Origin of the sequence: Shewanella sp. VB17, from assembly GCF_013248905.1 — a bacterium.
Classification (GTDB): Bacteria; Pseudomonadota; Gammaproteobacteria; order Enterobacterales; family Shewanellaceae; genus Shewanella.
In genome coordinates, this window is the sequence record NZ_JABRVS010000001.1 from 3,184,494 (window position 1) to 3,209,184 (window position 24,691).

Sequence of the window (24,691 nt, forward strand, 5' to 3'; positions counted from 1 at the left end):
AACAAGATTATGACTGAATTACTGTCCCACACTCGCTTATTAACTTCTTGGCCAGATTTTTCTCGTAATATTCGCCAATTTTTAGAAGAACTTGGCTTAGCAGATTTAGGGCTTGAATGCGATCACGTCGCGCTAAGGGTCAATACCACTGCCGTTGCCGATGCACTGAGGGATGAGTTCTGCAGTAAGGGGACCATTATATCAAACAATATCATCAATGGCCGACCGATTTTAATTATCGAACTGAACACTCCTTTGCGATTAGGCAACCTCAACATCGATTGCATTGAGCTCCCCTACCCCAGCAATAAACATTATCCTGTTGAAGGGTGGGAACATATTGAACTTGTATTGCCTTGCCAGGCCACCAGCTGTGATACGTTAGCACAAATATTGATTGAAAAGGTGCCGCATTTAGCTCACATTATTGAAAATAGCACCGATATAAAAGTAAAACTCAGCTCACCTTCTGGTGAACATGAACGCCTTGCAAACCCAACCATTGCCTTTAAAAAGGGCAATATCTGCATTAAACTTCACCCATATGGGATAAAGCAAGTCATTAACTCGGAAGTTCAATCACCAATGAAGTAATCATTAACGACTTACCCTTTGCGAATGTTCAAATAATGGTTCGCTATCAAGGGTAAAATAATCCACACAGAGGTTAATCTCGCTTCTCGATATAGAGGATAATCTCTCCAACCTTAATACCGAATTTGGTGATATCTGTTTTATTAAACAACCTTTTCTCATCAAAAAGGTACATCCAATCATCTAAAGTTACCTGATAGTTCACCCCATCGACGTTAATGTCCATATCATATCGCCAAAAAAGTACTGAGCCACGGGTTTCCCCTTCAGCTATTCCGATAACATCCCCTGCTTCTCCAATGTATTGATGATCATTTTCCTTAGTCAGTTGCCAAACACGAGTTGTTCGTTCACCATCATTAAACACAAACTGTTCGCTAATCGTCCCTAACTTGCCCTCCCATTGTGCATCTATATCGGCCTTAAATCGACGTAACATTTTACCGGAGCGATCAAACACAATCCCGTAAGCAACCAGTTCCCCATTAAAAAAATGATCTAAATGCAGCTCAGGAGTTGTTGCTTCATAATCATCTAAAGTCGCAGTACTGCAAGCTGACAAAAGTAAGGTTAATAGACTAAGTACTATATATTTCATTCTCGCTCTCCCAATAACTTCATTCTCAGCTGAGGCTCAGAGGTCTTTTCTGACAACCAAATATCTAAAAATGCCGGACCAAAATTATCGTCGTTAATCACCCCTAGTTCCTGATCAGGTAAGTCATGCCCCCCTGAATAGAAGGTACTGCGTCTTTCATCATCGACATAAATAATCAATTGATCACCTTCATTAATATTTGGCCAGATGCGATTAAGCTGTTCTAGCCAATCGGTAATTAAACGTTCATCGATACCTATATGCTGCCACTGCTCTTTGGTAGCATTAAGTAAGTCTGCTTGACTAATATTCTTAAAATATTCAATCTTAAGTAACTTAGGATAATGATCTTGCTGGTAGGGTGACGCATCGACATACAGCTCTGCTCGGTACAAGGTCCAAAAAAGATAGCGCATTTCACCTTCACCTAACTTAGTCATTTGAGGTAAAGGGTTCGCATTGAGTGCATAACTCATCAGTAAAAAACATAACATGGGTATTTTCATCACACGCCTCTTTTCGTTAACTCTGTTCTCACCACATAGCGAAAGCACACTGCTAAAATAGGTAATAATACACACCAAACAAGTGATAACGTGAGCAAGGCATTGGCATTACTCCACCCAAATGTTAATGCTCCCATCTCTACGCCGAGTCGGTAACTCATAGGACCTGCAATGGCCCCTATCAAGGCTATCAAGAGGAGATGTAAACTCATTAGCCATTTCAAACTGTGATTAAAACTGATGATAAAGATGCACCAGAGTAATCCTAGCCAAATAGGAAAAGCATTGTCTTGCATTGACAACAGATTAAGGTCTATTAAAACCTTATCGACGGCAATGCCCAACGGCACCAATAACAATAATCTACCGTCCCCTTTAGGCGTGGGGGAGAGGAGAAAATGTATCATGATTATCAAGGCTAAAGCAGGCAATGCCACCGCTGTAAAATAGGCCGATATAAACCAACACAACTGAAATAAAACAAGATTAATAAGCCAAAATCGCTTCATGCTGCTCTCCAAGATAAGCAGGCTTTCTGGCGACTAAATGATGAGTACTGATGACTCTTTCAATAAATGCCCCTTCACAATAAGCGAAATAAAACAGCCAGAGACGCCTAAAGGATTCACTATAGCCTAGAGATGACAACATTAACCACTGAGCTTCGAAGCGTTCTCGCCAATGGTGTAATGTGCGGGCATAATGCACACCAATATCATCTAAGCGATCAAGCACCATATCAGTTTGCTCCGATAAGTGTGATGCCATCACAGATACCGAAGGTAAGCATCCACCAGGGAAAATATATTTTTGAATAAAATCGACACCACTGCGATACTTGTCATAACGTTGATCTGCAATGGTAATGGCTTGTATCAACATCTTGCCATCAGGTTTGAGTAAATTGCTACAGATCCGAAAAAAACCGCCAAGATATTCATGCCCTACAGCCTCTATCATCTCTATTGATACCAGTTTGCTATATTGACCTTCGAGTAAACGATAATCCGATTTAAGTAAAGTGACCTGATCTGATAGCCCTAAAGCCTCAACCCGGTTTTTAGTGTAGGCATATTGCTCATCTGAAATGGTCGTTGTTGTGACTTTACAGCCATAATGACGGACAGCATGAATTGCCAATCCTCCCCACCCCGTACCAATTTCTAACAAGTGATCTTCGGGTTTCAATGCTAACTTTTGACAAATCTGCTCCATTTTATTTAACTGGGCGGCATCCAAATCCCATGCTTTGTCATTATAAATGGCGCAGGAATAAAGCATCTCTGGATCGAGAAAGCTTTGATAAAGATCATTCCCTATATCATAGTGAGCCAAGATGTTTTTCTTCGACCCTTGTTCTGTGTTGGCATTTTTCAAGCGCAAAAATTGATGTTTTATTCTACTCAACCACTGGGTCTTATTGTCTAATTCATCTAATTGGCTCTGATTTCTTGCCATGATCTGAATTAATGCGGTTAAATTACTGCAGGTCCAATGATGGGCAATATAACTCTCAGCACCACCAATGCTGCCATCTTGGATCAGTGAGGTATAAAAATGCTCATCCAAAACGACTATTTTACAGGTTAAATTGGCGTGAATATCACCAAAACTCATCCTATTCCCAGCTTCTTCGAGCTCAATATGCCCCCCTTCAAGGCGAGACAACAATTTATGTACCAATAAACGATATTTGTCGTTCAGCCAACTCGTCTTAACCAAGGAGATCTCTTTTTGTGTGCTTTCCATTATTGACCTCTGTCATGCATTCAATATGTCGTGTGTTTATTTCATCCTTGAGGATGACTGATAAAAGGAATTTTTTTCAAAACTAACTTTAACGCTTGCCAATAAATCCCAAATACAATTTTGACACTCATGACAGGCAAACTTAACCAAGTGTTAAGCAAATTTTTCCGATTGATTGCTCGTTTATGTAACGCCAAACTGGCTTCAAACTGTTTGCCTTCTTTATGATTTTCAATCCGCACAAAAGCCTTATCCTGCGGTGGCGTAATGTACCAGTGGTAACACATATCCATCTCCATAAACGGAGACACATGAAACGCTTTGTCAGTGATCATACTGCCTCCCATCTCAATCAGATAATAATGGCGTTGATCCCACGGTGTATTACTGACCTCAGCAAGCATGTATTGACAAATATCATCTTGGTCATAACAAAAGTAGAAGTTTATTGGGCTAAAATAAATCCCAAAACAACGACATTGAACCAGCATTAATATTCGACCTGTACAAGGTTTACCACCTAAACTCTCAACTTTATTAACAATACGTTGCTTAAGCACCAGTGGTTCACTACGAATGTAATCTTTTTCACAAAAACGAATAGGATTGAACCAATTACCACCAAAAATATGGCTTTTAGTCAGCACTTGTTGCTGCTCATCAATATCAATCGCCATCATGTAGATGGGATAGGTAAACTCATGTTCAAATTTACCCTGCCTACGGTGATAAATTTTCCCATGGTAAATCCCACTGTTCATAAACTCACTCCAAATCGCTCGGTCACATCTAATGCACTGTGCACTCCGTCTTCGTGAAAACCGTTATACCAATAAGCACCTGCAAAATGAGTATGTTGTTGGCCACAAATCACGTCTCGTTGCTTCTGAGCATTGACAGTATCGCTCGCTAATACTGGGTGATCATATTCGAACCGTCGGATAATTTTTTCAGGATTGATGTAGGAGGTTTGATTTAATGTCACACAAAATACAGTGTCTGATTTTATTCCCTGTAATATATTCATATTGTAGGTCACACAACTTGGTGATTCTTGTTTGTCATCAAGCATGTAATTCCAACTTGCCCACGCGAGTTTTCGTGCCGGTAGCAAGGTGTGATCCGTGTGCAATACCACTTCATTACTTTGATAAGGAATACCAGACAGTACGCGAATTTCGTCATCAGAAGGGTCCCTTAACAGGGCTAAAGCTTGATCGGAATGACACGCTAAAATCACCTCGTCAAACACTTCAACTCTGCCATCGTCAAAATGGATCTGTACTTGTTGATGACGACGAGTGATCCCTGAAATACTGGCCTGTAGCACAACTTGCTGCGTTAATTGTTCGGTGAGTTTTTTAACGTAACTGCGAGACCCTCCTGACACCACATACCACTGAGGCCTATCAACAATATTTAATAAGCCATGATGATAGAAAAATTGAATAAAAAATGTCAATTCAAAATCTTTCATCTTAGCTAAACTCGTCGACCAGATGGCCGCCCCCATAGGTAAAATATAGTGCTGACTAAAAAATTCAGAAAAATGATGCTGCTCAATAAACTCACCCAGTGTCAATTCAGCAGGAATTTCATCAGACTCATAGAGCGCCTTACATGTATTATTGAACCTTATAATATCAAAAATTAATCGCCAAAATTTTGGTTTGAGGATATTTCGGCGTTGAGCAAATAAAGCATTAATACCATGGCCATTATATTCAAAACCAGAGCCTCGATGATGCACACTAAAGCTCATTTCCGTCGCTTGTCTCTCAACTCCCAAGTGTTGCAACAATGTATTAAAACGAGGATAAGTTCTATCGTTAAACACAATAAAACCAGTATCTATTTGATAATTTTCTGCTTCATATTCAATATCAACTGTTGCTGTATGGCCACCCACGTAATCATTTTTTTCAAATACTGTCACAGTGTGAGTTTTATCTAATAGATAAGCACAAGTTAATCCCGATATTCCGGAACCAATAATGGCAATTTTTTTCATGAGACATTACATCCTTACAGCGAGTCGACGCCAAAGTGTAAAAGGTAAACAAGACAATATTTTCATTATGCAAGTAAAGTGAGAGGGAAAATCAATATGATGTTTTCCTTTATTAATCCCTTGAACTATTTTGACTGCAGCCTGCTCACTGGTTATTTTCATGGGCATGGGAAAATTATTTTTTGCCGTTAAAGGAGTCGCCACAAATCCAGGCCGCACAATACTGACGTGAATATTATGTTGAGCCAAATCGATGCTCAACGACTCTCCAAGATAGGATAAGGCCGCTTTGGATGCACCGTATGCCTCAGCCCTTGGCAGAGCTAACAATTCGGCACTAGAACTGACAAACACCACTCTGCCACCTTGATTGACATGCTTAAGCCAATACTGAAGCCCATAAGCAACTGAAATCAAGTTTGTTTGAATAACGCGCTCAAAACGCTCGGCATTAAAATCCAAAACATCATCAATATATTGACAATCACCGGCATTAAAAATAAGTAAATCTAGAGCAGGCAATGCTAATTCAATGGCTTGAACTTGCTGTTTATCTGTCATATCAAAGGCAAGTGTTGTGATTAATGAACTGGATGAAGCTAACGCTGTCAGCCTGACTTTATCGCGGCCACAGGCAATCACTTGCCAACCAAGTTGCACATAATGTTCTGCTAAGGCTTTACCAATCCCAGATGAAGCCCCAGTTATCATAACAGTGCTCATTTAGCTGCTCGTCTTTTAACAGCCTTAACCGCCAAGCCTAAGAGTGGGATATGTTCATATAGCATGCTACCAACATCAAAATAGTCACGATGTATGATCACTTTATTGTCTTGCTCAACCAGATAAGAGTGACCTTCAACGATAATTTCCCCCCCTTGATTCAACGTAGGATGACAAAAAGTCATCGTCCAATAAATGGCAGCTTGATTATCATTAGCAAACACATTATCAATATTAAAAACGCAGCTATTCAAGTTGGTGTACAGAGAATCGAAATAACATAACATGTCGTCAATCCCATAAACTTGATGCAGCGGATCCCTAAATTCAATATTTTGATGATATATTTTATGCAGTGATGATAAGTTATCTATACCTAACTCACTATAAATCGAGATAAAATTTTGAAGCCATAACGGGTGAACCATAGCCTATCCTCTATTGCGCTTTGTAAAATTCGATAGCCCTGAGCCTGGCGGTTTTATGCTCGACCAAGGGTGGCCAGTAATGCTGTGATAAACCCTGCTGCGCCATATATTCATGGGGTAAATGAATATATTTGTTCGGAACATCTGCCAACTCAGGAAGATACTTACGAATGAAATCTCCATTTGGATCAAACTTTTGACTCTGAAGAATGGGATTAAACACTCTAAAATAAGGTTGAGCATCACAACCTGTACTCGCAGCCCATTGCCACCCACCGTTATTCGCCGAAAAATCACCATCAATTAAATGTGACATAAAAAATTGCTCACCTAATCGCCAATCGACTAACAAGTGCTTGGTTAAAAAGCTGGCAACGACCATACGTAACCGATTATGCATCCACCCTGTTGTGATGAGTTGTCTCATGGCGGCATCGACTAACGGGTAACCCGTTTGACCTTTTGACCAAGCATCGAAATCAGCTCCTTTACCAGGCCATGGTGTGTTTTCATACTTTTGTTGAAATGGGCTACGTTTAGATAATCGAGGGTAATGAAACAGGAGATGCTTATAGAAATCACGCCAAATCAATTCATTAAGCCAGGCAAATGCTGGGTGATTCACCTCTTCTATCAACTGAGGATAACGATGTAAAAGCTGCTGATAAAGCGTCCTCGCACTCAACGCACCAATCGCTAGATAAGGCGATAAACCAGAGGTACCTTTTATTGCCGGAAAATCCCTTTGCGCTGAATACTCAACCACTTTATCATTGAGAAAACGTGGAACTATTTTTTCCATCACCTTGTCTGCTAAAGGCCAGTGTGATGAGATTGTTCCCCCTTGAACCAGGGTTTCATCTGTCAGCAAAAAAGGACTTAATGATGCATTGAACAATGGTAAATCATCTTCACATGCCATCATAGGTGTTTGATTCATAATACCGATTTTCTCTGGCCTGCCAATACACTCTGCACCAAACTCACGCATGTGTTTAAGCCAAGCTTTTTTAAACGGAGTAAACACCTTAAACATTTCACCAGACTGATTAAGTATTCTGCCCCTTGGGGCTATGACATCACAATCAAAAAACTTAATGTTCAATCCACTCTCAAGTAATGCCTTATCTCTTAACTGCTCATTACACTCAGGCTCAGAATTGGCCAACACCTGCTGGATTTTATGTTCACGACAGAAATTGAGCAAACATGTCCCTTGCGCTGCAAAATTAGTGGCGCTGAGATGGAGCAATGTCATCCCGTATTGACTCATATCCGTTGCCATTTGATGCAAGTGCCTACGAATAAAATCCAACTTAATCGGTGATTCATTGTGGTTCTGCCACTGCTCAGGTGTAGAAATGTATAGCGCATACTGGCAACCATTAGCTACCGCTTGCGATAATGCAGGATTATCGAAACAACGCAGATCCCTTCGTATCCAGAGCAAAGTCATTAATAGCCGTACCTTAACTTCAGTTCTTGTGGATGCGGATTTAAATAGACCTGCTGCTGTAGATAATCATTTGGAAATTCAATCAAGTAATGCTTAATCAAGGTTAATGGCACTAGCAGTGGTGTTAACCCTTTGCGGTAAGCATCAATGTGTTCGGTTAACTCTTGACGTTTGGCATGATCCAGTTGTTTGGTAAAGTAACCTTGAAGATGGTGTAGCGTATTGGTATGACTTTTACGTGATGCCTTATGCTTAAGTGCTATCATCAAACCACTAATATACTGCTCCGCCATGACTCCAAGTTCTACATCGCTGCCACCAAGTAATTGCCCCAACTGACGATAGCTCTCAATATGGTGACTCATGACCAAATACTTATGCTCACTGTGAAATTGAATCAGCTTATGTTTTGTCAAACCACTGCCTTTCAAATTCAGCCATTTTTGATAGGTAAAAACACGCGTCATAAAATTTTCACGGATCACAGTATCATTGAGTCGACCATTCTCTTCAACAGGCAACAAGGGATTTGCTTTCATCACTTCTTGCGCAAAAAAACCAACGCCATTGGCGTCTGAGCCTTTACCGTGGTGATGATGAACCTTAACTCTTTCCATGCCACAACTTGGGCTTTTAGCACAAAAAATAAAACCACTAAACTGATCTAATTGATCCCCTATTTTTTTCCCATAATCAGTCAGTGCATCAGATACATCACCCGTTCCATCAGGACGAGACACGGTAATAATATTATCCTTAATGATTTGACGAATAGTCGGACGAGGGATCGGTAAGCCGATGGCGACTTCAGGGCAAAATGCTTTAAAATTAGCAAATTCTGATAAATCTTGAGTGCAAAAAGTTGAACGCTTATGTCCTGAATCATAACGAACCTTCTCGCCAAGCACGCATGCGCTTATCCCTATTATTAATTTTTTATCCATTACTTTTCACCTTAAAATCAATAAATAAACTGGCCTATAGGATTAAGTAGCTGACTTACTCCTTGAGTAAAGTGAATGGCATCACTTGAAACAGTCAAGCAAATGCAGCCTGTTTTGGTCACGGGTTGATGAGTATGCTCACCATCTAGCCAAATAAAATCCCCTTCATGGTACGTGCCCATCTCATCTTCAAAACACCCTTGAAGTAACAAGGTTACCTCAAACCCTTTGTGTGTATGGGTGGGCACACAACCTCCCTTATCAATGTATAAAAGACTGGTTCTAAGATTGCCATCTTCAATAGTTAATCGTGAACGAGACAGTTTTCCTAACCCTTGAAATGACTTTCTTTCAACGGACTGTAATGCTCTTGGAAGTGTAAACTTAACACCCGACACTTCAATTTCTTTCTCTTTAGCAATGGAAGTATTATGTTGAACATCATCTGGTAATGTTTCAGTTATGGCCTTCAGCATCATCAATTGTTCACTGTCAAGCTCATCGTCAACATGCATCATATTGATATCACCATCGATAAAACCTGCGTCTCCACCTACCATAGGTTTCAATGGTACATGCCCAAAATACACATTCGCAGCTTGCTCTGTGAGATGCTCAATTTCTTGCTGACACAAAGGACACATTTCAACATGGCTGGCGATAACAATGGACAAGGATGCAGGAAGGGAGCCTTCGACAAACGATGATAAAAGCGATCCTTTAGGGTGTAATTTAATCATATGTTCCTCCAACCTGCTCTTTCAATTTAGCCAGTGCTAATCTTAATCTAGACTTGACGGTACCAATTGGGATCCCCAGTTGTTTAGCCAGTTGTTCTTGAGATAACTCCTGAAAATATACCCCTTTCACCACCAATTGTTGTGCTTGGGGTAATCTGTCTACATAAGCAACCATTTGACGTTCCATCAGATGATCGGCATAAACCTCACTTTCACTGTGCTCTTTCGTCTCAATAGGCCATATATCATCACCTAACAAAAGTTCGTTTTTAGCCTTGATTTTTCTCAGCATATCAAACGATGCATTTCTCATGATGCTGTATACCCAAGTCGTTGCAGCTCCCTTACTGGCATCATACAGATGTGCCTTATTCCATACCCTAGATAAGGTTTCTTGCACCAGTTCCGCAGCAAGCGTATCGCTATTGAGCTGTTTTATACCAAAGTACTTAATTTTAGGCGAAAAAAAAGTAAAAATGTCCGTAAATGCGCGCTTGTCACGATGAGTACCTACGAGCATAAGCAATGAAGAAAGCTCAGTATGTAGCGGTTCTTCTGTGTGTGTAGAAATAATTTTATTGACCTCAACAAAGTTGGCGATCCCCTCATTATTAGGCATATAACATACTCACTTATCGGTAGTTAAGTGGGTTATACGTTACAAAAATCAAAAAGGATCAATGATGTCTGATTGGACCTTGAACTAGAGTATGTAAAAAACCTTCAATTTGGTCAAAACTATAATCAAATATAAATTTTTCTTTGTCACTCAAAGATAAGGGTAAAAGTTCTATGTATCTTGAAAAAACCCAGTTAACATCGTAAAAATGTGTCTTTTTATACAATTTATTCAAACTTGAGTTTTGCTTAAAAATATCACGTAGGTGTTCCACCAATAGCGAAATATCAGGCCCCATCTCACGGTAGCCCCAAAGCTTACAAAGTGTGGAGTTCGTACTTAACGCACCTGAATCTTCTCTAGTTAAATCAGTGAATTCAACCATACTGATTCCTTGAATATCGATGAGTAAAATATTGTCTTTAGTCAGATTGAAATCGATAACTTTCACCCACACTCCCCAAGGTGAACTATGATAGGGTGCATCAGGTGTAACAGTGCTAACGACAAACCCCCGCCCTTTAATCGCACTCTTAACCATAGAGATAGACTTTGGTTCATAAATTTTTAATCTCTGGATCCCGCCAGGCAGTAATACCAATGGCAAAGGCATTACAGGTAAACGCTCTATACATTGCCCTACTTGAGTTAACATAACATCTTCCACATTAAGCTTGCGCAAAACACACAAGTGGATTAGATACGATTCAATCCCTCATGTGGATCACTTCACAGTGTAGTGCTTTAGCTCAACAATTGGCTAGGATCTTGGCATAAAACCAGATAACAACTTATCTGCCATTTGGCTGTTTATCTCAGTTTGAAAAACAGTTCCACTGTTACATGAGTCCAAAATGAATCGATTTGTTTGGAAGTGTAGAACATAATAGAAAAATCTTAATTAGAATAAAAACTTGCATTTATTAGACCTCTATCTATTCTTAAATTTGTATCAATAACACACCTAGGAATAAGATATGTTAAATTTGTTTAAATATATAAAAATGTTAGTAATACTTAGTTTATCACTTGCAAGCTTACTCACTGTTAACCTAGCTGTTGCGGAAGTAGCTGTTATTGTACATCCAAGTAACGCATCAGATTTTGATGCGTCTACTATAAAAAAAATATTTCTCGGGAAGCAAAAATCTTTTTCTAATGGTAAAACGGCTATCGTGCTAAGCGTCAATAACTCAGATCCTGTGATGACAGAATTTAATCAAAAAGTCATGGATAAATCTAATTCTCAAATCAAAGCCTATTGGTCTAAAATCATATTTACTGGTAAAGGAACACCACCTCAAGAAATGGCTTCAGCAGGCGAAGTGATCTCATCCATTTCAAGTAATCCAGATTCTATTGGCTACATTGATGCATCTTTGGCAACAGATGCAGTTAAAGTCGTCGCAAAATTCTAGATAATTAGAGTGCAATGATAACAACACCTCTGTTCGTGCTATTTACGATATAAAAAGGTGAGATTAGACGCAGTAATGATGGGGCAATATCCGCAGCTAAAATTATCGGAATAGTCGATGACGCTTTTATATTAAGGTCAAACACATGATGAAATGTTAACTGCGGATTTTTATCATATGGTGCATCAAAAAAATGAGATAATGACCAAGGACTACTTGGAGAATATTTCAGTATGCATTCAACCCACATAAATACGGTACCTGCATCACACATAACAGCAGATGTATTTGAACATAAAAAGTGATCTAACATAAACCTCCCCTCATGAGTCACTATATTATTTAGTCTACACTTAATGAATCCTTACCTTATTGAATTAACTATATAAATATGTATAAAATCAGTCAAAGCATGAACTTAATGGTTCTTTTTTGCCTTCTTATCCTCATCACAACAGATGCTGCCAGTCGAAAAATGACCTTTGCATTTATTGTCGATCCAAACACCAATATTCATGCTAAATGGACAGAGTTGATTTACATCGAGGCATTTTCTCGTCTTAATATCGATTTTGAATACGTCATTCTTCCCGCCATTAGGGCAAGCAGGATGTCTGATTTAGGGCGAGTAGATGGTGAAGGAGGAAGAGTGGTAAACTACGACGCAGAACACATCAATTTAATCCGTATCGCTGAGCCGATATTTGTGTCTAGTATCAGAGCTTATACACACAATTCATCAATTGAAATTCACTCTTGGAACGATATTAAAAACAGTCAATATAAAATAGAATATTACCGCGGTTCCCATCTTATCCATGATAGGCTGACTCAATACGTCACACCAGACAGATTAAGTCATTCATCAAGTCCAAGTGAGTCACTGCGTAAATTACTGCGTGGTCGAATTGATATCTATATCGAAACAGAGCAACTTCTTGCTGAACTATTAACCGCTCCTGAATTTGTTGGTGCTAATATCAAAATACTAAACCAGCTAGAAGACACTAGCATCTATGGTTACCTGCATAAAAATCACCATGAGCTTGCACCTAAATTGGCTCAAGTATTTCGTCGAATGAAAGCTGAAGGTATATTTGATCAGTATTTTATCAAAGCAAAACAGCTTATTGGCACTCATGAAGAATAATACTCTTAATTCATTAATGTCTAACACTCGTAAATGAACACAAGCTGATAGACTAAATAAGCAAAAATATTTACTCATTTGATAAAAAAACGCCAGTTAAGGTTACCTTACTCATCTTCTGGCATCGTCAAATCTATTTCATCTAATTCTACGCTAGTATCTTCTTGTGCTAATTTTTCACGCTCTAAACGCAATTGGGTTGCCGCTAATGCTTCTTTTAAATTGCTATACTTTCGCCAAATTAGCAAAGCTAAACTACCAAAGAAAAGTAAACTAATATTGACGGTAATAATCCAGAAAACAGCTTGTTCTTTCGCTTTCTTTTCTTCAATAGCCGCTTTTTTTGCAGCAACCGCTGCCAATTCTTCAGCTGAAGGTGGTGGCACCGGCGGCTCTATCAAATTAAAAAAGTGTTCGGGTAAAGTGAGGACAACTTCCCTCCCTGATACTAAGGTGCTCACTGCCGTCCCTTTTATACGATAACTACCAAAATCAGTCACCTTAGGCAAAGTTAATTCGGTTTCAGCTTCTGACAACCCCCGGATGACTAAGGGTAACTGTAAACCCGCTGGACCCACTAATTCAAGATCTAAATAGGTTTCGTTTAACACAACATGATCTAATTTAGCTTGTATCAATAATGTCCAAGGCTCATGAAGAGGATCGTCTGGTTCAATAACGGCAATATCAATTGGCATGGGGGATAAAACAAATGGATAAGTCACTTCACGCTCAAAGACATCATTATCTGCCTTCACAGATAAATGATACTGACCCCAAGGATGGTTAAGCGTTATTGTACTGGTAAATACGCCATCATCAGGGCGTTCATCTAAACCTTCACCGTTATCTTTATACGTGCCAACCACTCGAGTTCCTGCGGTAAAATTTTCATCTCCAGCTTGATGACCACTGGTAAATTTTGCCGTCCAATTAAAAAGATAATCTAACCCTGGCATTCTGAGTCTTTGTTTGTCAGCTAACAAGTGAGCGGTGACTTTTAACCGCTCACCTTGATAAAGAGGTTGGGGCAACTCTTCCACCCATATCCCTAATTCAGACACTTTTTTAATGATCGAACCTTCAACAACATGACCAATCAGCTGCCAAGGGCCGGGTAAAGGATCGTTAATGGTAATAATATCACCGCTCAATCCGTCTATCCATACGACATTGTCAGGATGACGTTTTGAAAATAACTTACTTCCATCTGGTAATACAATGATCACGGCACCACTGCCAAACTGACGTTGTACAATTAACGTCATACTGTCAACCAGATGATCGATTCGAAAACGATTCTTTAATTCACCTGCCTGTTGCGCAGGCACAATATCTGCTAACACGAGCCCGCTATAAGATAGAGCAGTCACAATAATGAAGCCACATAAGTGGTAACTAAACTTAAAAAATATCATAAGGTGACGTTTATCCTCGCCAAATACACTGTCCTGATTTTGCCACTAAATCTAATCTTTCTTCATGCTTAATTAATTCATCGGCCGTTGCGCCGATCACTTTAAGTTTACCGCGATTTTTACTTAAACGTATGATCCCTCCAGCCTCACTTCCCTCTTTTTCATTTGAGAGATTAAACTTAGTCTGCCCACCTGTCATCATCAGGTAAACATCTGCCAATATCTCAGCATCAAGTAAAGCGCCATGGAGGTCTCGACGAGAATTATCGATACCATATCGTTTACATAACGCATCGAGATTATTTTTCTGACCTGGATGTAAATACTTGGCGATAGCCAATGTATCTAAAATAGAGCAGATGTCAGCAGTCTTAGGTCCACTTGGCCTAAGCAGTGAAAACTCATGGTCCATAAAACTAACGTCGAAATTAGCATTGTGAGCCACCACTTCAGCACCATCAATAAAATCAATAAAATGATGTGATATTTCAGCAAATTTAGGTTTATCAGCAACGAACTCATTCGTAATACCGTGCACTTCAATTGCTTCAGCATCAATGAGTTGCTGGGGATTGATATATTCGTGATAATGCCGCCCAGTTAATCGTCTATCGATCACCTCAACACAACCAATTTCAATAATACGGTGACCCAGATAAATAGCACCCACGCCTTGATTCATGCCTGTGGTTTCGGTATCGAGAATGATTTGACGTTTTGCACTTGATACAATATTCATAAGATTAATAGCACTTAATAAGTTTTTGGGTATACTCGCCCCATGATTTGACTATGGTAACACTTGATGACCGTTATGAAACAGCTCTCTATATTTACCGATGGTTCCTGTCTAGGCAACCCCGGTCCTGGCGGCTACGGTGTAGTAATGAAATACAATGCCCACACTAAGGAGCTATCCGATGGTTTTTTATTAACAACAAACAATCGTATGGAACTCCTCGCGCCGATTATCGCTCTAGAAGCCTTAAAAGTTCCTTGTAACATCGTACTAACGAGTGATAGTCAGTATATGAAACAAGGGATCACTCAATGGATCCATGGCTGGAAAAGAAAAAATTGGATGACTTCGACAAAACAGCCAGTTAAAAATGTCGACCTATGGAAAAGACTCGATATTGCATCTCAACCACACAAGATAGATTGGCGCTGGGTAAAAGGCCATAGTGGTCATACAGAAAATGAACGCTGTGACATCTTAGCCAGAACAGCAGCAGAAGCTAAACCAAGCCAAAAAGATCTCGGTTACCAGCCTAATAATTGAACTACCTAGACTGCATTAAGAAGACTATCTGTGTTTTACTCCACATTAAAAAGATGGCTACAAAAATCAACAAATCCATCACAAAGTGATGTTGATTTGCGACTTTTATGGTGAATACGATAAAATTGCCTTTCAAGAAATAAGCCTTCAACTTCAATAATACCTACCTCTTTACGGCTCACTTCTTTCGCTAACGTGAGCTCAGATAACACCGCTAAGCCCGCCCCTTGTTTAACGGCTTGTTTAATGGCCTCTGGGGTGCGAAATATATATCGCTCGACGGGTTGCATATCCAGTGCATTAGCCGCATTGATAAAATGTTCACGTGTACCAGAGCCTTCCTCTCGCATGACCCAAAACTGCCCTTGTAGTGCCTTAGGCGATACGTGTTGACCAGCAAGAGGGTGCGCTGGATGACAGAAGATAAGCAATCTATCTTTGTGCCACGCTTCAACTTTGACGCGGCCATCTAAACATTGGCCTTCAATAAAGCCAATCTCGCTTCTAAATTCAACAATTGATTTAATCACCGCTTGAGTATTATCAATATCTAAGTCCACTTGCACACGAGTATGTTGCTGGCAAAATGCAACTGCACTTTTCGCTAACATAAAATTACCTATCGTGGAACTGGCACTGACATTCAAAGTGCCACTGAATTCTGCATCAGGAGATAAAAATAAACATTCTATCTGATCAAATTTCTGTAAAGCCTCAGTCGCAAGGGGCAAAAGTAAACTGCCTTGCGAATTTAATCTAAGTCTATTTCCTACTCTTTCAAACAAACGTGCATCCAGTTGCTTTTCAAGTTCAGCTAATGCCATAGACGTTGCGGGTGCAGACAAATTGACCATTTCAGCGGCTCGTGCTACTTGTCCACTGCGCGCCACAGCCTCAAAAATAGTCAGTTGTTTTAGTGTAATTCTCATCTGCTTCTAATATATGTTAATAGGTAAAAAAGCGGTAAAAAATAATTATTCGCTTCTATTTAGCCTATGGTTTATCGGTTTTATGCTCTGCATTAAAATGCTCATTTCTACCCGCGCTCGGTGCTGTAGCCCATTGAGCTTGCCTCACCTTGCGCTTTTCATGAATTGGCGTCAAAGGGATCTCAAGTTTTCGAGCAACAATCAGATACAAGCTACCGCTACTGGGTAACCATGCTTGCAAAGCATCTTGCCATATACTGTTTTCTTTTAAATCTCTTAATAAATGATGATAAAGAAAACGCTCATCAGAAATCACTTGATAACCTAATACGCCTAGCCAATCTTTCACCCGTGAAGGCATAAAAAAACGTCCACTCCAAGGTAATTTTTGTTGATATCTAGGCAGTAACTTCCCCATAAATGCAGGACTTAACGGATTAAACCCTATAATAAAAAGATAACCACCAGAAATTAATACTCTATCTGTTTCTCGTAGTAATTTATAAGGATCTGTTTCAAATTCCAATAGCATGCTCATCACCACTGCATCGATAACCCCATTTTGGATCGGCAATGCCGTAAAATCAGCTCTCAATGAAGCACTATCACCATCAAACAAAGAAAATCGGCGGGCCACAGGCAGCTCTGGCATCTTAAGATCAGCACTTAATTCACCTAAACTGAGCATATGATAACCAAATACTTTGGGCCACCAAGGCATTAAAATCTGTTCGACTAAGCGCTTAATCTGCTCTCCATTAGGGAGTTGTGACCAAGATGTCAGCGATAAGTGTATTGTATTTTCCGGCATAGCTACTCCCTAAAACAAACACTCATTGGTTGAAGTAAAATCAGTATAACCTGTAATAATCAATAGACGTTATAATGGCAGTATCGACATAAGTCTAGATAAAGCGCTGTACAAGCAATAGCGTCGAAAAGTAAACTAATAATGTACACACGTTATCACAACATTCGTCCTATCAAGGGGAATTTTAATTTGGAAACAAATATGTCTGCGACTTCAATGTTAACCGTTACCCCAATCCAGGCATTTGTTGATAACTATATTTGGGTTATTTCCTTACCGACTTCGCCTTTAGTCTATGTGGTCGACCCTGGTGATGCTGATGTTGTCATTCACTATCTTCAAACTCATCAACTGACACTAGCAGGTATATTAATCACTCATCATCATCATGACCACACTGGAGGGATCAAGAGACTCATAGAGTACAGCACTACCATGCTGGATATTTTTGGACCATCACGTGAGAATATAGCCCATATAAACCAACCCATTACAGATCAAAAACAAATATTGTTACCAGCATTAGGCGTCACGGCTTCTATTTTTTATTTACCCGGCCATACCTTAGGACATATTGCCTATCATATACAAGATGAGTTGTTCTGCGGTGATACCTTATTCAGCGGAGGTTGTGGACGCTTGTTTGAAGGCAGCGCAAGTCAACTTTACCACTCACTGCAATGCTTAGCTAATTTAGATCCTAAAACACGTGTTTACTGCGCCCATGAATACACCTTATCCAACCTAAAATTTGCAATGGATGTGGAACCTAACAACCCAGATTTAGCTCATTATCATGCTCATTGCCATCGTATTCGTGCCAACGATCAAGCCACTTTACCTTCAAGTATCGAAATTGAACAAGACATAAATCCTTTCTTACGTTGTCATAAACTTGAGGTTATCACTTCAGTTAATCAACATTTCAATCAAGACTCATCAGATGTAATAACAACTTTTGGGCTTCTCAGGCAATGGAAAGACAAGGCTTAGAAAATAAATTACAATGTCGTGCTAATTAAGCCCTTTTTTTATCTATACTCCTAAAGGTAAAGGGGCGACATTGAGGAATTTCTTTTTAAATGCGCATACACACATTTTTCATAGCAGGAGGCCTTGCCCTGCTATCAGGTTGTCAGTCATTAACTCAAACCACTACAGATTTGAGTACACCAAGTAAAAAACCAGTGCAACCTGCCATATCCTTAACCAAAGTAGCACAAACTTCGACGTTAAAAGCGGTTGAAGTTAACGATGTTTGGCAACGAATACGCTTAGGTCTACACTTTCCAATTCCAGATCAAAAACTCGTTAATCAGTATCGTCAGTGGTATATCAAACACCCTCAACACCTCGAACGAGTATCACAAAGAGCTGAGCCATTTCTGTATATGATTGTAGAGGAAATTGAAAAACGTGATCTGCCAATAGAATTGGCTTTGCTGCCCATCGTCGAGAGTGCGTTCGACCCTTTTGCCTACTCCCATGGCGCAGCTTCTGGTCTATGGCAATTTACAGCCCCGATGGCCAAATATTTTGGTCTTAAGATGAATTGGTGGTATGACGGTCGTCGAGATGTCCCTGCTGCAACCGTCGCAGCTCTGGATATGCTCGAATACCTTTACAAGAAGACTAACGGTAATTGGCTCTACGCAATGGCGGCATATAATACGGGTGAAGGCCGTGTACTTAATGCCATTAATAACAATAAAAAACAAGGTAAAGGGACCGATTTTTGGTCATTAGATCTCCCAACAGAAACCGAACGATACGTTCCTCAGATGTTAGCATTGGCCGATGTGATTAAACATGCGGATAAGTATGGTATCAAGCTCATGCCGATCAAGAATAAACCTTTAATTCAAGTCGTGGATATTGGTGGTCAAATTGACTTAGCTTTAGCCGCGGAATTGGCAAACATGACCACATCAGAACTGCATAAACTCAACCCTGGTTATAACCGCTGGTCAACAGCACCTAATGGCCCACATAATCTAGTGCTTCCGGTAAACAAAGCCTCAGAATTTGCCCTAGCGCTTAGCAACACACCCTCGGATGAAAGATTAAACTGGGAAAGATATAAAATAAAATCCGGGGACAGCTTAGGGCTTATTGCCCAGCGTTATCACACTAGCGTTTCCGCGCTACGTGTCGTCAATGACATCCCAGACAATACTATCGTGATAGGTAAACACCTACTGATCCCTGTTGCGGCTAAGAGCCCAGAACAATATGCTTATTCTACAACTCAGAGAAAACTCTTAAAGCAAAAAAATAAACAGGGAAATAAGGTTAATTATACGGTAAAATCTGGTGATTCAATCTGGGAAATAGCCAAGCGTTATAAAGTCTCAACCTCCCAACTTGCCAGTTGGAACAATATGTCGTCCACAGACATACTGAACATAGGGACGCGCCTTACTATATGGATTAATACCAAATCTTCTGCATTGACTCGTACCGTCAATTACACCGTCAAACAAGGTGATTCTTTGGCACGTATAGCGACGAAATTTAAAATAAGTGTAACGGATCTTGTCCGTTGGAATGCCTTAGAGAAAAGTAAATATATCCAACCAGGGCAAACACTTAAACTCTTTGTAGATATGAACAATGTTAGAGCATAAACATTATAAAGCACTGCATACTCTATAATAATAACGCCTATGTACGTCAATATCATACATAGGCTTTTATTTATAATGATGTATTACAAGTCAGTCATCGACTAATATAACCAGATCCCTTTTATTAAAAGGCACCAAATTTCTTCAAAATACTGTCTTTTAACTTATCTTTTACTTTGTCTGTTTCTTGTTTCAACTTAACATCGAACAAAGCTTTAGTATCTAATGTAAATTTAGGATCAGAAAAACTTCCTTTTATAGCAAAAGGAATGGCAACACCAGTGAGCGCATCAGGCTTTCCACCTCCTTGTCCCTCAAGAGAGCCGACAACCGATGTTGTTAATGAATAATTTAATGCCTCTGTAATAATATTGGCCGTTCCAGCTCCTTCAAGCCGGATCAAAGGTGAAGCCATTAATAGATCAGGATTAGTAGCAACGCCCTTAACCACTGAGAATGAACCTGTCAGGCTGGTAAAATCTGTTTTTTGATCAGGCGTTGAACCGGAAGATAAGTCACCACTGAGTTTCGCTTTAGCATCGCGGATCATTTGTGGAATATTCACACCATAAAGTGCGCCGTCAGCAATTTCGAATTTTCCTTTCGCTGCTAGATTTTTCTTCAGATTATCAGTAGTCAGACTTCGCCCCTTACCCTTAACACTAAAATTTGCCGTTCCAGCCAACAGCTCTACACCTGCAGCATCTTTCAATAGTTCAAGGATCTGTACGCCTTGCACCGATTTATCGAAATGATAGCTAGGCACCTTTTGGCGTCCATCAAGTCGAGCACTTGCGGTTAATTTTCCCTTATAAAGATCAGCATTTAGCTGCTCCAATGTTAATACGCCGTCACTAAGGTTGGCTTTCATCAACCAATGACTCGTGAGTATATTCGCCAATTTTATTGACTTGGCAGTTAATGCTAAATTGAAATTCACTAATTTCAATGCCGATAAATCAGGTTCTTCATTTGAGCTAACCTTAACGGTGGCAGTTTTCTCTTTTGATGCTTTTTCTGCGGGCATCAATGTATCCAAATTAATATCCCCCAGATCAAGCTTACCTTTAATCGTCGGAACCTTTAGTCCATAAGCGATGTTCACTTCTCCAGAGCCTTCAATATCAGCCATTGTCAATTCATTGAGCGTCAGTTGGAGTTGCTTCTTATCCAAAAATATCTCAATTTGAGTGAGTAACTGGCTATTTAATTGCTTATTAGGAATAGTTTCGCCCATGACAGAATTTTCGATTTTAAAATCTTTTAACTGAAGCGACAGTAAAGAATCTGCAACCTTGATCATCCCCTCACCTTGACTTGTTAACTTAATATCAGGAAGTTCAGCGCTTAATTGATAAACAAAGGGAGCAAATTCTCCCAAACCAAACTTCCCTAAAGTGAATTTATCTAACATGAACACTTGCTCTGTGCCAGCGATTTCATCTGACATACTCACTCTCGTGTTGGTTATCGCTATTCCACCAATATCTAAACTTGATAACGACACTCCGCCGCTTTCTACTGAGGTCTCTGTTAGTTCAGGTTCAGGTTTACTTTCTCCTCCGTCTAAACCATCAAAACTGGTTTGTCCATTTTGACGAGTTTCCAACTGAACTGTCAGTCCATCTAAATTAAGTTGAGCAATTTCAACTTTTTGGCTAAATAAAGGTATTAGGGCAACCTCGGCAATAATCTTATTTACTTTGAGCATAGAAGCTGCTTTAAAGCCTTCTGGATTTGAAAGAGATATGTTGGATAACTCAATGCCGATTGCAGGAAAAAACGTCCATGTTAAATCATCTTCAATCACCAAATTTCGACCGGTTTTATCCTTAACAGCATCGACTAACTCAGGCTTAAAGTCATTGGGGTCAAAAATAAGCATCAGATAGCCAGCTAATGAGGTAAAAGAGAGTACTAATACGATAAAAAACCATTTCAACATTTTCATAACGGATCCCGTCTAAATTGAGCATTAAATTCAAGTATGAACAATAAATCGAGTTACCCACTCAAAATCCACACGTCATTTTACTCTGAATAATAGCATCATACCCTTCATAATTATAATGTTAACAACATTATAGCCAAACAGCTTCAAAATGAAAAACCATCATAAATAGACAGTTTGAGGGTATAATTAATTTGTATTTCTCTAGTATGTCAATCTAAAGCCTAATAAAATCAACCTAATTATTCTCTAAATACACTTGAGTTTCTCTTTTACAATGCAGATAATGATGGCTGACATTGCGTAATATGTACTTATTTATGCATAAACAATATGAATCTCTTTAAGAAATGTGTTTATAAGTCTATAATAAGCGACCATAGCGAATTTTAGCCATGGCTACTCAGTAATTTTTCTTTAAAAAGTGATCAATAATGAACGAAAATCTTGATTTACAAAGTGCGCTTGCAGCACTTGATGAATATGGTTATGACAAAAAGCAATCAAGCGATCTCACTCAAGCTCGTAATAAGCAGCAGATGGGAAAATATATCGAATCCTTAGATTATAACCTACGTCGTTTATTAATATTACAAGAAACAGTAAACGAACTTGTTAATAAAAAGAAACACTTAATCGTCCAACAAGAGAACATCCAAACATATAAAACCAAGATAATTAACTTATCTAGGCAATTCAGCATATCCTATGATGAAGTCTTACATATAATGCAAGAGCAAAGTGATCAAGCACGCTAAGCTAAGTCGGTCACTGAATTTAAAATTAATGACTTCATTTATTGTAAATTATCATTAGACTTTTAATATTGATTGTCTAATGGAATATCATCCATATGGGTGACGTCAACATTACACTTAGCAATAACTGAACTACATTCGTTCTTCGGTTGCAGCTCTAATAATAGCGAAATGCATCAGATCCTAGCCGCTTCGATGAATTCATCATCTTGCTCTAGGAAAGCATTAACTTTTCTATGATCGCTCAGTCATTATTTAGGCTAAAATGACAAATTTTTAATTGGTTGACTTATATAAGTGCAGGTATAAATAATGTAATTTTATAAACAATGGTTATCTGTAAAATAACTTATTGTCGTCGTCAGATATTATTTAAGTAAAATGTCAGCACTTATATTCGATCATTAACCAACACATATTACCTCTAGTTTTCAATTCATAATTAATGTACATACACAGAAGGTTATTCGAATATGTTTTATACCATTGCTAAATACAAGACATTCGTGCTCAGTAATATGACTATAATAAAACCTTAAGCATTTGAATCGTTAAGGTTTTATTATATCATTATATGATTTTTCAAGGATTACAATACTAGCTTCGTCACATTTAACGAGTATGATAGTAACAAAGCACAGCAATTGAGCTAAATCAATCAAAGTAGCACATATGTCCTATGCCTACATTAACCGATTTTATCTAAACCACCCATATAAGCACGCAGCACTTCAGGTACCGTGATAGTGCCATCTTCATTTTGATAGTTTTCCATCACCGCAACTAACGTACGACCTACCGCAAGCCCAGAGCCATTGAGCGTATGAAGTAAAGCAGGCTTTTTAGCCTCTTTAGATTTATAGCGTGCATGCATGCGACGAGCTTGGAAATCTTGCATATTACTGCATGAAGAGATCTCCCTATAAGTATTTTGAGCCGGTAACCATACTTCAATATCAAAGGTTTTACTGGCACCAAAGCCCATATCACCAGTACATAAGATCATGGTCCGATATGGTAGCTCAAGTTTCTCTAATACTATTTCAGCATGGCGCGTTAATGATTCTAAAGCAGCCATAGAATCTTCAGGCTTAACCAGTTGCACCATTTCAACTTTATCAAACTGATGTTGACGAATAAGACCACGGGTATCACGGCCATATGATCCCGCCTCACTTCTAAAGCAAGGTGTATGGGCGGCTAATTTTATCGGTAGATCTGCTTCATCAACAATGGTATCACGTACAGTATTTGTCAACGGCACTTCAGCAGTTGGAATTAAGGCTAAGCCTTGCCCTTCTTCTGTTGCAGGTTTAGTATGAAACAGATCTTCGCCAAATTTTGGCAACTGACTCGTTCCCATTAAGCTGTCTTCATTGACTAACAAAGGCACATAAGTTTCAATATAACCATGCTCGGTCGTATGAAGGTCTAACATAAATTGTGCTAATGCCCTGTGCATACGCGCAATTTGGCCTTTCATGATAATGAAACGTGAGCCAGTGATCTTAACTGCAGATTTAAAATCTAATCCGCTTAACGCTTCGCCCAGTTCAACATGATCTTTAACACGAAAGTCATAGTGTTTAATTGTGCCCCAACGACGAATTTCTACATTCTCAGTTTCATCTTTACCGATTGGCGCCGATGCATCAGGTAAATTAGGCACACTCATTGCTATAGAGTTAAGTGTGTCAAGTAAGCCTGCAAGCTCAAGCTTCTTAGCATCCAGTTGTGATCCAAGATCCCCAATTTGAGCCATTATAGGCGCAACATCTTCCCCTTTGGCTTTGGCTTGCCCAATGGATTTAGAGATCGCATTACGCGAAGCCTGTAGGTCTTCGGTTTCCATTTGCAGCGACTTACGTTGTTCTTCTAATTTACTAAGGCGCTCTACATCTAAAATAAAACCACGGGTTGCGAGCCTTTCGGCTGTCACTTCTAATTCATTACGCAAAAATTTTGGATCTAACATGTCT

General features: G+C 39.3%; 27 protein-coding genes. 7 read left to right on the top strand and 20 right to left on the bottom strand.

The window, feature by feature from the left end:
- Window positions 1-9 precede the first annotated feature (9 nt).
- A complete protein-coding gene (locus HQQ94_RS13620) occupies window positions 10-594 on the top strand; it encodes a VOC family protein (protein ID WP_173294932.1) in 585 nt (194 codons plus the stop codon).
- 73 nt (window positions 595-667) lie between these two features.
- On the opposite strand, the gene HQQ94_RS13625 is transcribed toward HQQ94_RS13620, so the two are convergent.
- The 13 genes from HQQ94_RS13625 to HQQ94_RS13685 are packed head-to-tail and all read right to left on the bottom strand — an operon-like array spanning window position 668 to window position 11,023.
- The gene (locus HQQ94_RS13625) at window positions 668-1,192 is read right to left on the bottom strand and encodes a DUF3833 domain-containing protein (protein ID WP_173294933.1); all 525 of its coding nucleotides are present in this window, start codon (window positions 1,190-1,192) and stop codon (window positions 668-670) included.
- The gene (locus HQQ94_RS13630; RefSeq protein WP_173294934.1) at window positions 1,189-1,698 is read right to left on the bottom strand and encodes a chalcone isomerase family protein; all 510 of its coding nucleotides are present in this window, start codon (window positions 1,696-1,698) and stop codon (window positions 1,189-1,191) included. The genes HQQ94_RS13625 and HQQ94_RS13630 overlap by 4 nt, the downstream gene beginning before the upstream one ends.
- Window positions 1,698-2,207: a DUF2878 domain-containing protein gene (locus HQQ94_RS13635; protein WP_173294935.1), complete on the bottom strand. Its 510-nt coding sequence runs from the start codon at window positions 2,205-2,207 to the stop codon at window positions 1,698-1,700. The genes HQQ94_RS13630 and HQQ94_RS13635 overlap by 1 nt, the downstream gene beginning before the upstream one ends.
- The gene (locus HQQ94_RS13640) at window positions 2,185-3,447 is read right to left on the bottom strand and encodes a cyclopropane-fatty-acyl-phospholipid synthase family protein (RefSeq protein ID WP_173294936.1); all 1,263 of its coding nucleotides are present in this window, start codon (window positions 3,445-3,447) and stop codon (window positions 2,185-2,187) included. Before HQQ94_RS13640 ends, HQQ94_RS13635 begins: the two co-directional genes overlap by 23 nt.
- A gap of 41 nt (window positions 3,448-3,488) precedes the next feature.
- Window positions 3,489-4,208, bottom strand: coding sequence for a DUF1365 domain-containing protein (locus HQQ94_RS13645; protein ID WP_173294937.1), 720 nt, complete (start codon window positions 4,206-4,208; stop codon window positions 3,489-3,491).
- The gene (locus HQQ94_RS13650) at window positions 4,205-5,458 is read right to left on the bottom strand and encodes an NAD(P)/FAD-dependent oxidoreductase (RefSeq protein ID WP_173294938.1); all 1,254 of its coding nucleotides are present in this window, start codon (window positions 5,456-5,458) and stop codon (window positions 4,205-4,207) included. Before HQQ94_RS13650 ends, HQQ94_RS13645 begins: the two co-directional genes overlap by 4 nt.
- Before the next feature lie 6 nt (window positions 5,459-5,464).
- On the bottom strand, window positions 5,465-6,181 hold the full coding sequence (locus HQQ94_RS13655) for an SDR family NAD(P)-dependent oxidoreductase (protein WP_173294939.1): 717 nt from the start codon (window positions 6,179-6,181) through the stop codon (window positions 5,465-5,467).
- Window positions 6,178-6,609 (bottom strand): nuclear transport factor 2 family protein, encoded by a 432-nt coding sequence (locus HQQ94_RS13660; RefSeq protein ID WP_173294940.1) that lies wholly within the window; start codon window positions 6,607-6,609, stop codon window positions 6,178-6,180. The genes HQQ94_RS13655 and HQQ94_RS13660 overlap by 4 nt, the downstream gene beginning before the upstream one ends.
- Before the next feature lie 10 nt (window positions 6,610-6,619).
- Window positions 6,620-8,065: a deoxyribodipyrimidine photo-lyase gene (gene phrB, locus HQQ94_RS13665; RefSeq protein WP_173294941.1), complete on the bottom strand. Its 1,446-nt coding sequence runs from the start codon at window positions 8,063-8,065 to the stop codon at window positions 6,620-6,622.
- Window positions 8,065-9,009 (bottom strand): DUF523 and DUF1722 domain-containing protein, encoded by a 945-nt coding sequence (locus HQQ94_RS13670; protein WP_173294942.1) that lies wholly within the window; start codon window positions 9,007-9,009, stop codon window positions 8,065-8,067. The genes phrB and HQQ94_RS13670 overlap by 1 nt, the downstream gene beginning before the upstream one ends.
- A gap of 17 nt (window positions 9,010-9,026) precedes the next feature.
- Window positions 9,027-9,749, bottom strand: coding sequence for a ChrR family anti-sigma-E factor (locus HQQ94_RS13675; protein ID WP_173294943.1), 723 nt, complete (start codon window positions 9,747-9,749; stop codon window positions 9,027-9,029).
- On the bottom strand, window positions 9,742-10,368 hold the full coding sequence (locus HQQ94_RS13680; protein ID WP_173294944.1) for a sigma-70 family RNA polymerase sigma factor: 627 nt from the start codon (window positions 10,366-10,368) through the stop codon (window positions 9,742-9,744). The genes HQQ94_RS13675 and HQQ94_RS13680 overlap by 8 nt, the downstream gene beginning before the upstream one ends.
- A gap of 58 nt (window positions 10,369-10,426) precedes the next feature.
- Complete coding sequence (locus HQQ94_RS13685) at window positions 10,427-11,023, bottom strand: LON peptidase substrate-binding domain-containing protein (RefSeq protein WP_173294945.1); 597 nt, start codon at window positions 11,021-11,023, stop codon at window positions 10,427-10,429.
- Between the two features lie 322 nt (window positions 11,024-11,345).
- Between HQQ94_RS13685 and HQQ94_RS13690 the strand changes: the two genes are divergently transcribed.
- Window positions 11,346-11,786 (top strand): phosphate ABC transporter substrate-binding protein, encoded by a 441-nt coding sequence (locus tag HQQ94_RS13690; RefSeq protein ID WP_254304061.1) that lies wholly within the window; start codon window positions 11,346-11,348, stop codon window positions 11,784-11,786.
- 4 nt (window positions 11,787-11,790) lie between these two features.
- Here the strand turns inward: HQQ94_RS13690 and HQQ94_RS13695 are convergent, their stop codons facing one another.
- Entirely contained in the window at window positions 11,791-12,099 is a 309-nt protein-coding gene (locus HQQ94_RS13695; RefSeq protein WP_173294946.1) for a hypothetical protein, read from the bottom strand.
- Between the two features lie 99 nt (window positions 12,100-12,198).
- On the opposite strand from HQQ94_RS13695, the gene HQQ94_RS13700 reads away from it, so the two are divergent.
- Window positions 12,199-12,936: an ABC transporter substrate-binding protein gene (locus HQQ94_RS13700; RefSeq protein WP_173294947.1), complete on the top strand. Its 738-nt coding sequence runs from the start codon at window positions 12,199-12,201 to the stop codon at window positions 12,934-12,936.
- Between the two features lie 107 nt (window positions 12,937-13,043).
- On the opposite strand, the gene HQQ94_RS13705 is transcribed toward HQQ94_RS13700, so the two are convergent.
- Both HQQ94_RS13705 and dnaQ read right to left on the bottom strand, forming a co-directional pair.
- Window positions 13,044-14,354: a TIGR03503 family protein gene (locus HQQ94_RS13705; protein WP_173294948.1), complete on the bottom strand. Its 1,311-nt coding sequence runs from the start codon at window positions 14,352-14,354 to the stop codon at window positions 13,044-13,046.
- Window positions 14,355-14,364: 10 nt separating this feature from the next.
- Window positions 14,365-15,093 carry a DNA polymerase III subunit epsilon gene (dnaQ, locus tag HQQ94_RS13710; protein WP_173294949.1) on the bottom strand — a complete coding sequence of 243 codons (729 nt, stop codon included), beginning with the start codon at window positions 15,091-15,093 and terminating at the stop codon, window positions 14,365-14,367.
- A gap of 66 nt (window positions 15,094-15,159) precedes the next feature.
- On the opposite strand from dnaQ, the gene rnhA reads away from it, so the two are divergent.
- Window positions 15,160-15,636, top strand: a complete 477-nt coding sequence (rnhA, locus tag HQQ94_RS13715; protein ID WP_173294950.1) for a ribonuclease HI — start codon at window positions 15,160-15,162, stop codon at window positions 15,634-15,636.
- Window positions 15,637-15,671: 35 nt separating this feature from the next.
- Here the strand turns inward: rnhA and HQQ94_RS13720 are convergent, their stop codons facing one another.
- Window positions 15,672-16,565 carry a LysR substrate-binding domain-containing protein gene (locus HQQ94_RS13720; protein ID WP_173294951.1) on the bottom strand — a complete coding sequence of 298 codons (894 nt, stop codon included), beginning with the start codon at window positions 16,563-16,565 and terminating at the stop codon, window positions 15,672-15,674.
- Window positions 16,566-16,629: 64 nt separating this feature from the next.
- Window positions 16,630-17,376: a class I SAM-dependent methyltransferase gene (locus tag HQQ94_RS13725; RefSeq protein WP_173294952.1), complete on the bottom strand. Its 747-nt coding sequence runs from the start codon at window positions 17,374-17,376 to the stop codon at window positions 16,630-16,632.
- 216 nt (window positions 17,377-17,592) lie between these two features.
- Here HQQ94_RS13725 and gloB point away from each other — a divergent pair, with 216 nt between their 5' ends.
- Both gloB and HQQ94_RS13735 read left to right on the top strand, forming a co-directional pair.
- Window positions 17,593-18,369 (top strand): hydroxyacylglutathione hydrolase, encoded by a 777-nt coding sequence (gene gloB / locus HQQ94_RS13730; protein WP_173296647.1) that lies wholly within the window; start codon window positions 17,593-17,595, stop codon window positions 18,367-18,369.
- A gap of 89 nt (window positions 18,370-18,458) precedes the next feature.
- Window positions 18,459-20,003 carry a LysM peptidoglycan-binding domain-containing protein gene (locus HQQ94_RS13735; RefSeq protein WP_173294953.1) on the top strand — a complete coding sequence of 515 codons (1,545 nt, stop codon included), beginning with the start codon at window positions 18,459-18,461 and terminating at the stop codon, window positions 20,001-20,003.
- 124 nt (window positions 20,004-20,127) lie between these two features.
- Here HQQ94_RS13735 and HQQ94_RS13740 read toward each other — a convergent pair whose 3' ends face one another.
- Window positions 20,128-21,954: an AsmA family protein gene (locus HQQ94_RS13740; protein WP_173294954.1), complete on the bottom strand. Its 1,827-nt coding sequence runs from the start codon at window positions 21,952-21,954 to the stop codon at window positions 20,128-20,130.
- A 434-nt stretch (window positions 21,955-22,388) separates the two neighbouring features.
- On the opposite strand from HQQ94_RS13740, the gene HQQ94_RS13745 reads away from it, so the two are divergent.
- Window positions 22,389-22,712, top strand: a complete 324-nt coding sequence (locus HQQ94_RS13745; protein ID WP_173294955.1) for a hypothetical protein — start codon at window positions 22,389-22,391, stop codon at window positions 22,710-22,712.
- Window positions 22,713-23,400: 688 nt separating this feature from the next.
- On the opposite strand, the gene serS is transcribed toward HQQ94_RS13745, so the two are convergent.
- Window positions 23,401-24,687, bottom strand: a complete 1,287-nt coding sequence (serS, locus tag HQQ94_RS13750) for a serine--tRNA ligase (RefSeq protein ID WP_173294956.1) — start codon at window positions 24,685-24,687, stop codon at window positions 23,401-23,403.
- Window positions 24,688-24,691 lie beyond the last annotated feature (4 nt).

Bases quoted from the DNA above. Each gene is read 5' to 3' on its own strand.
- HQQ94_RS13740 (WP_173294954.1), bottom strand. From the start codon at position 21,954: ATGAAAATGTTGAAATGGTTTTTTATCGTATTAGTACTCTCTTTTACC.
- phrB (WP_173294941.1), bottom strand. From the start codon at position 8,065: ATGACTTTGCTCTGGATACGAAGGGATCTGCGTTGTTTCGATAATCCT.
- HQQ94_RS13645 (WP_173294937.1), bottom strand. From the start codon at position 4,208: ATGAACAGTGGGATTTACCATGGGAAAATTTATCACCGTAGGCAGGGT.
- HQQ94_RS13680 (WP_173294944.1), bottom strand. From the start codon at position 10,368: ATGCCTAATAATGAGGGGATCGCCAACTTTGTTGAGGTCAATAAAATT.
- HQQ94_RS13695 (WP_173294946.1), bottom strand. From the start codon at position 12,099: ATGTTAGATCACTTTTTATGTTCAAATACATCTGCTGTTATGTGTGAT.
- HQQ94_RS13735 (WP_173294953.1), top strand. From the start codon at position 18,459: ATGCGCATACACACATTTTTCATAGCAGGAGGCCTTGCCCTGCTATCA.
- rnhA (WP_173294950.1), top strand. From the start codon at position 15,160: ATGACCGTTATGAAACAGCTCTCTATATTTACCGATGGTTCCTGTCTA.
- HQQ94_RS13700 (WP_173294947.1), top strand. From the start codon at position 12,199: ATGAACTTAATGGTTCTTTTTTGCCTTCTTATCCTCATCACAACAGAT.
- HQQ94_RS13720 (WP_173294951.1), bottom strand. From the start codon at position 16,565: ATGAGAATTACACTAAAACAACTGACTATTTTTGAGGCTGTGGCGCGC.
- HQQ94_RS13690 (WP_254304061.1), top strand. From the start codon at position 11,346: ATGTTAAATTTGTTTAAATATATAAAAATGTTAGTAATACTTAGTTTA.
- HQQ94_RS13725 (WP_173294952.1), bottom strand. From the start codon at position 17,376: ATGCCGGAAAATACAATACACTTATCGCTGACATCTTGGTCACAACTC.
- HQQ94_RS13620 (WP_173294932.1), top strand. From the start codon at position 10: ATGACTGAATTACTGTCCCACACTCGCTTATTAACTTCTTGGCCAGAT.
- HQQ94_RS13650 (WP_173294938.1), bottom strand. From the start codon at position 5,458: ATGAAAAAAATTGCCATTATTGGTTCCGGAATATCGGGATTAACTTGT.
- HQQ94_RS13685 (WP_173294945.1), bottom strand. From the start codon at position 11,023: ATGTTAACTCAAGTAGGGCAATGTATAGAGCGTTTACCTGTAATGCCT.
- gloB (WP_173296647.1), top strand. From the start codon at position 17,593: ATGTTAACCGTTACCCCAATCCAGGCATTTGTTGATAACTATATTTGG.
- HQQ94_RS13640 (WP_173294936.1), bottom strand. From the start codon at position 3,447: ATGGAAAGCACACAAAAAGAGATCTCCTTGGTTAAGACGAGTTGGCTG.
- dnaQ (WP_173294949.1), bottom strand. From the start codon at position 15,093: ATGAATATTGTATCAAGTGCAAAACGTCAAATCATTCTCGATACCGAA.
- HQQ94_RS13705 (WP_173294948.1), bottom strand. From the start codon at position 14,354: ATGATATTTTTTAAGTTTAGTTACCACTTATGTGGCTTCATTATTGTG.
- HQQ94_RS13660 (WP_173294940.1), bottom strand. From the start codon at position 6,609: ATGGTTCACCCGTTATGGCTTCAAAATTTTATCTCGATTTATAGTGAG.
- HQQ94_RS13630 (WP_173294934.1), bottom strand. From the start codon at position 1,698: ATGAAAATACCCATGTTATGTTTTTTACTGATGAGTTATGCACTCAAT.
- HQQ94_RS13675 (WP_173294943.1), bottom strand. From the start codon at position 9,749: ATGATTAAATTACACCCTAAAGGATCGCTTTTATCATCGTTTGTCGAA.
- HQQ94_RS13655 (WP_173294939.1), bottom strand. From the start codon at position 6,181: ATGAGCACTGTTATGATAACTGGGGCTTCATCTGGGATTGGTAAAGCC.
- HQQ94_RS13625 (WP_173294933.1), bottom strand. From the start codon at position 1,192: ATGAAATATATAGTACTTAGTCTATTAACCTTACTTTTGTCAGCTTGC.
- HQQ94_RS13670 (WP_173294942.1), bottom strand. From the start codon at position 9,009: ATGGATAAAAAATTAATAATAGGGATAAGCGCATGCGTGCTTGGCGAG.
- serS (WP_173294956.1), bottom strand. From the start codon at position 24,687: ATGTTAGATCCAAAATTTTTGCGTAATGAATTAGAAGTGACAGCCGAA.
- HQQ94_RS13745 (WP_173294955.1), top strand. From the start codon at position 22,389: ATGAACGAAAATCTTGATTTACAAAGTGCGCTTGCAGCACTTGATGAA.
- HQQ94_RS13635 (WP_173294935.1), bottom strand. From the start codon at position 2,207: ATGAAGCGATTTTGGCTTATTAATCTTGTTTTATTTCAGTTGTGTTGG.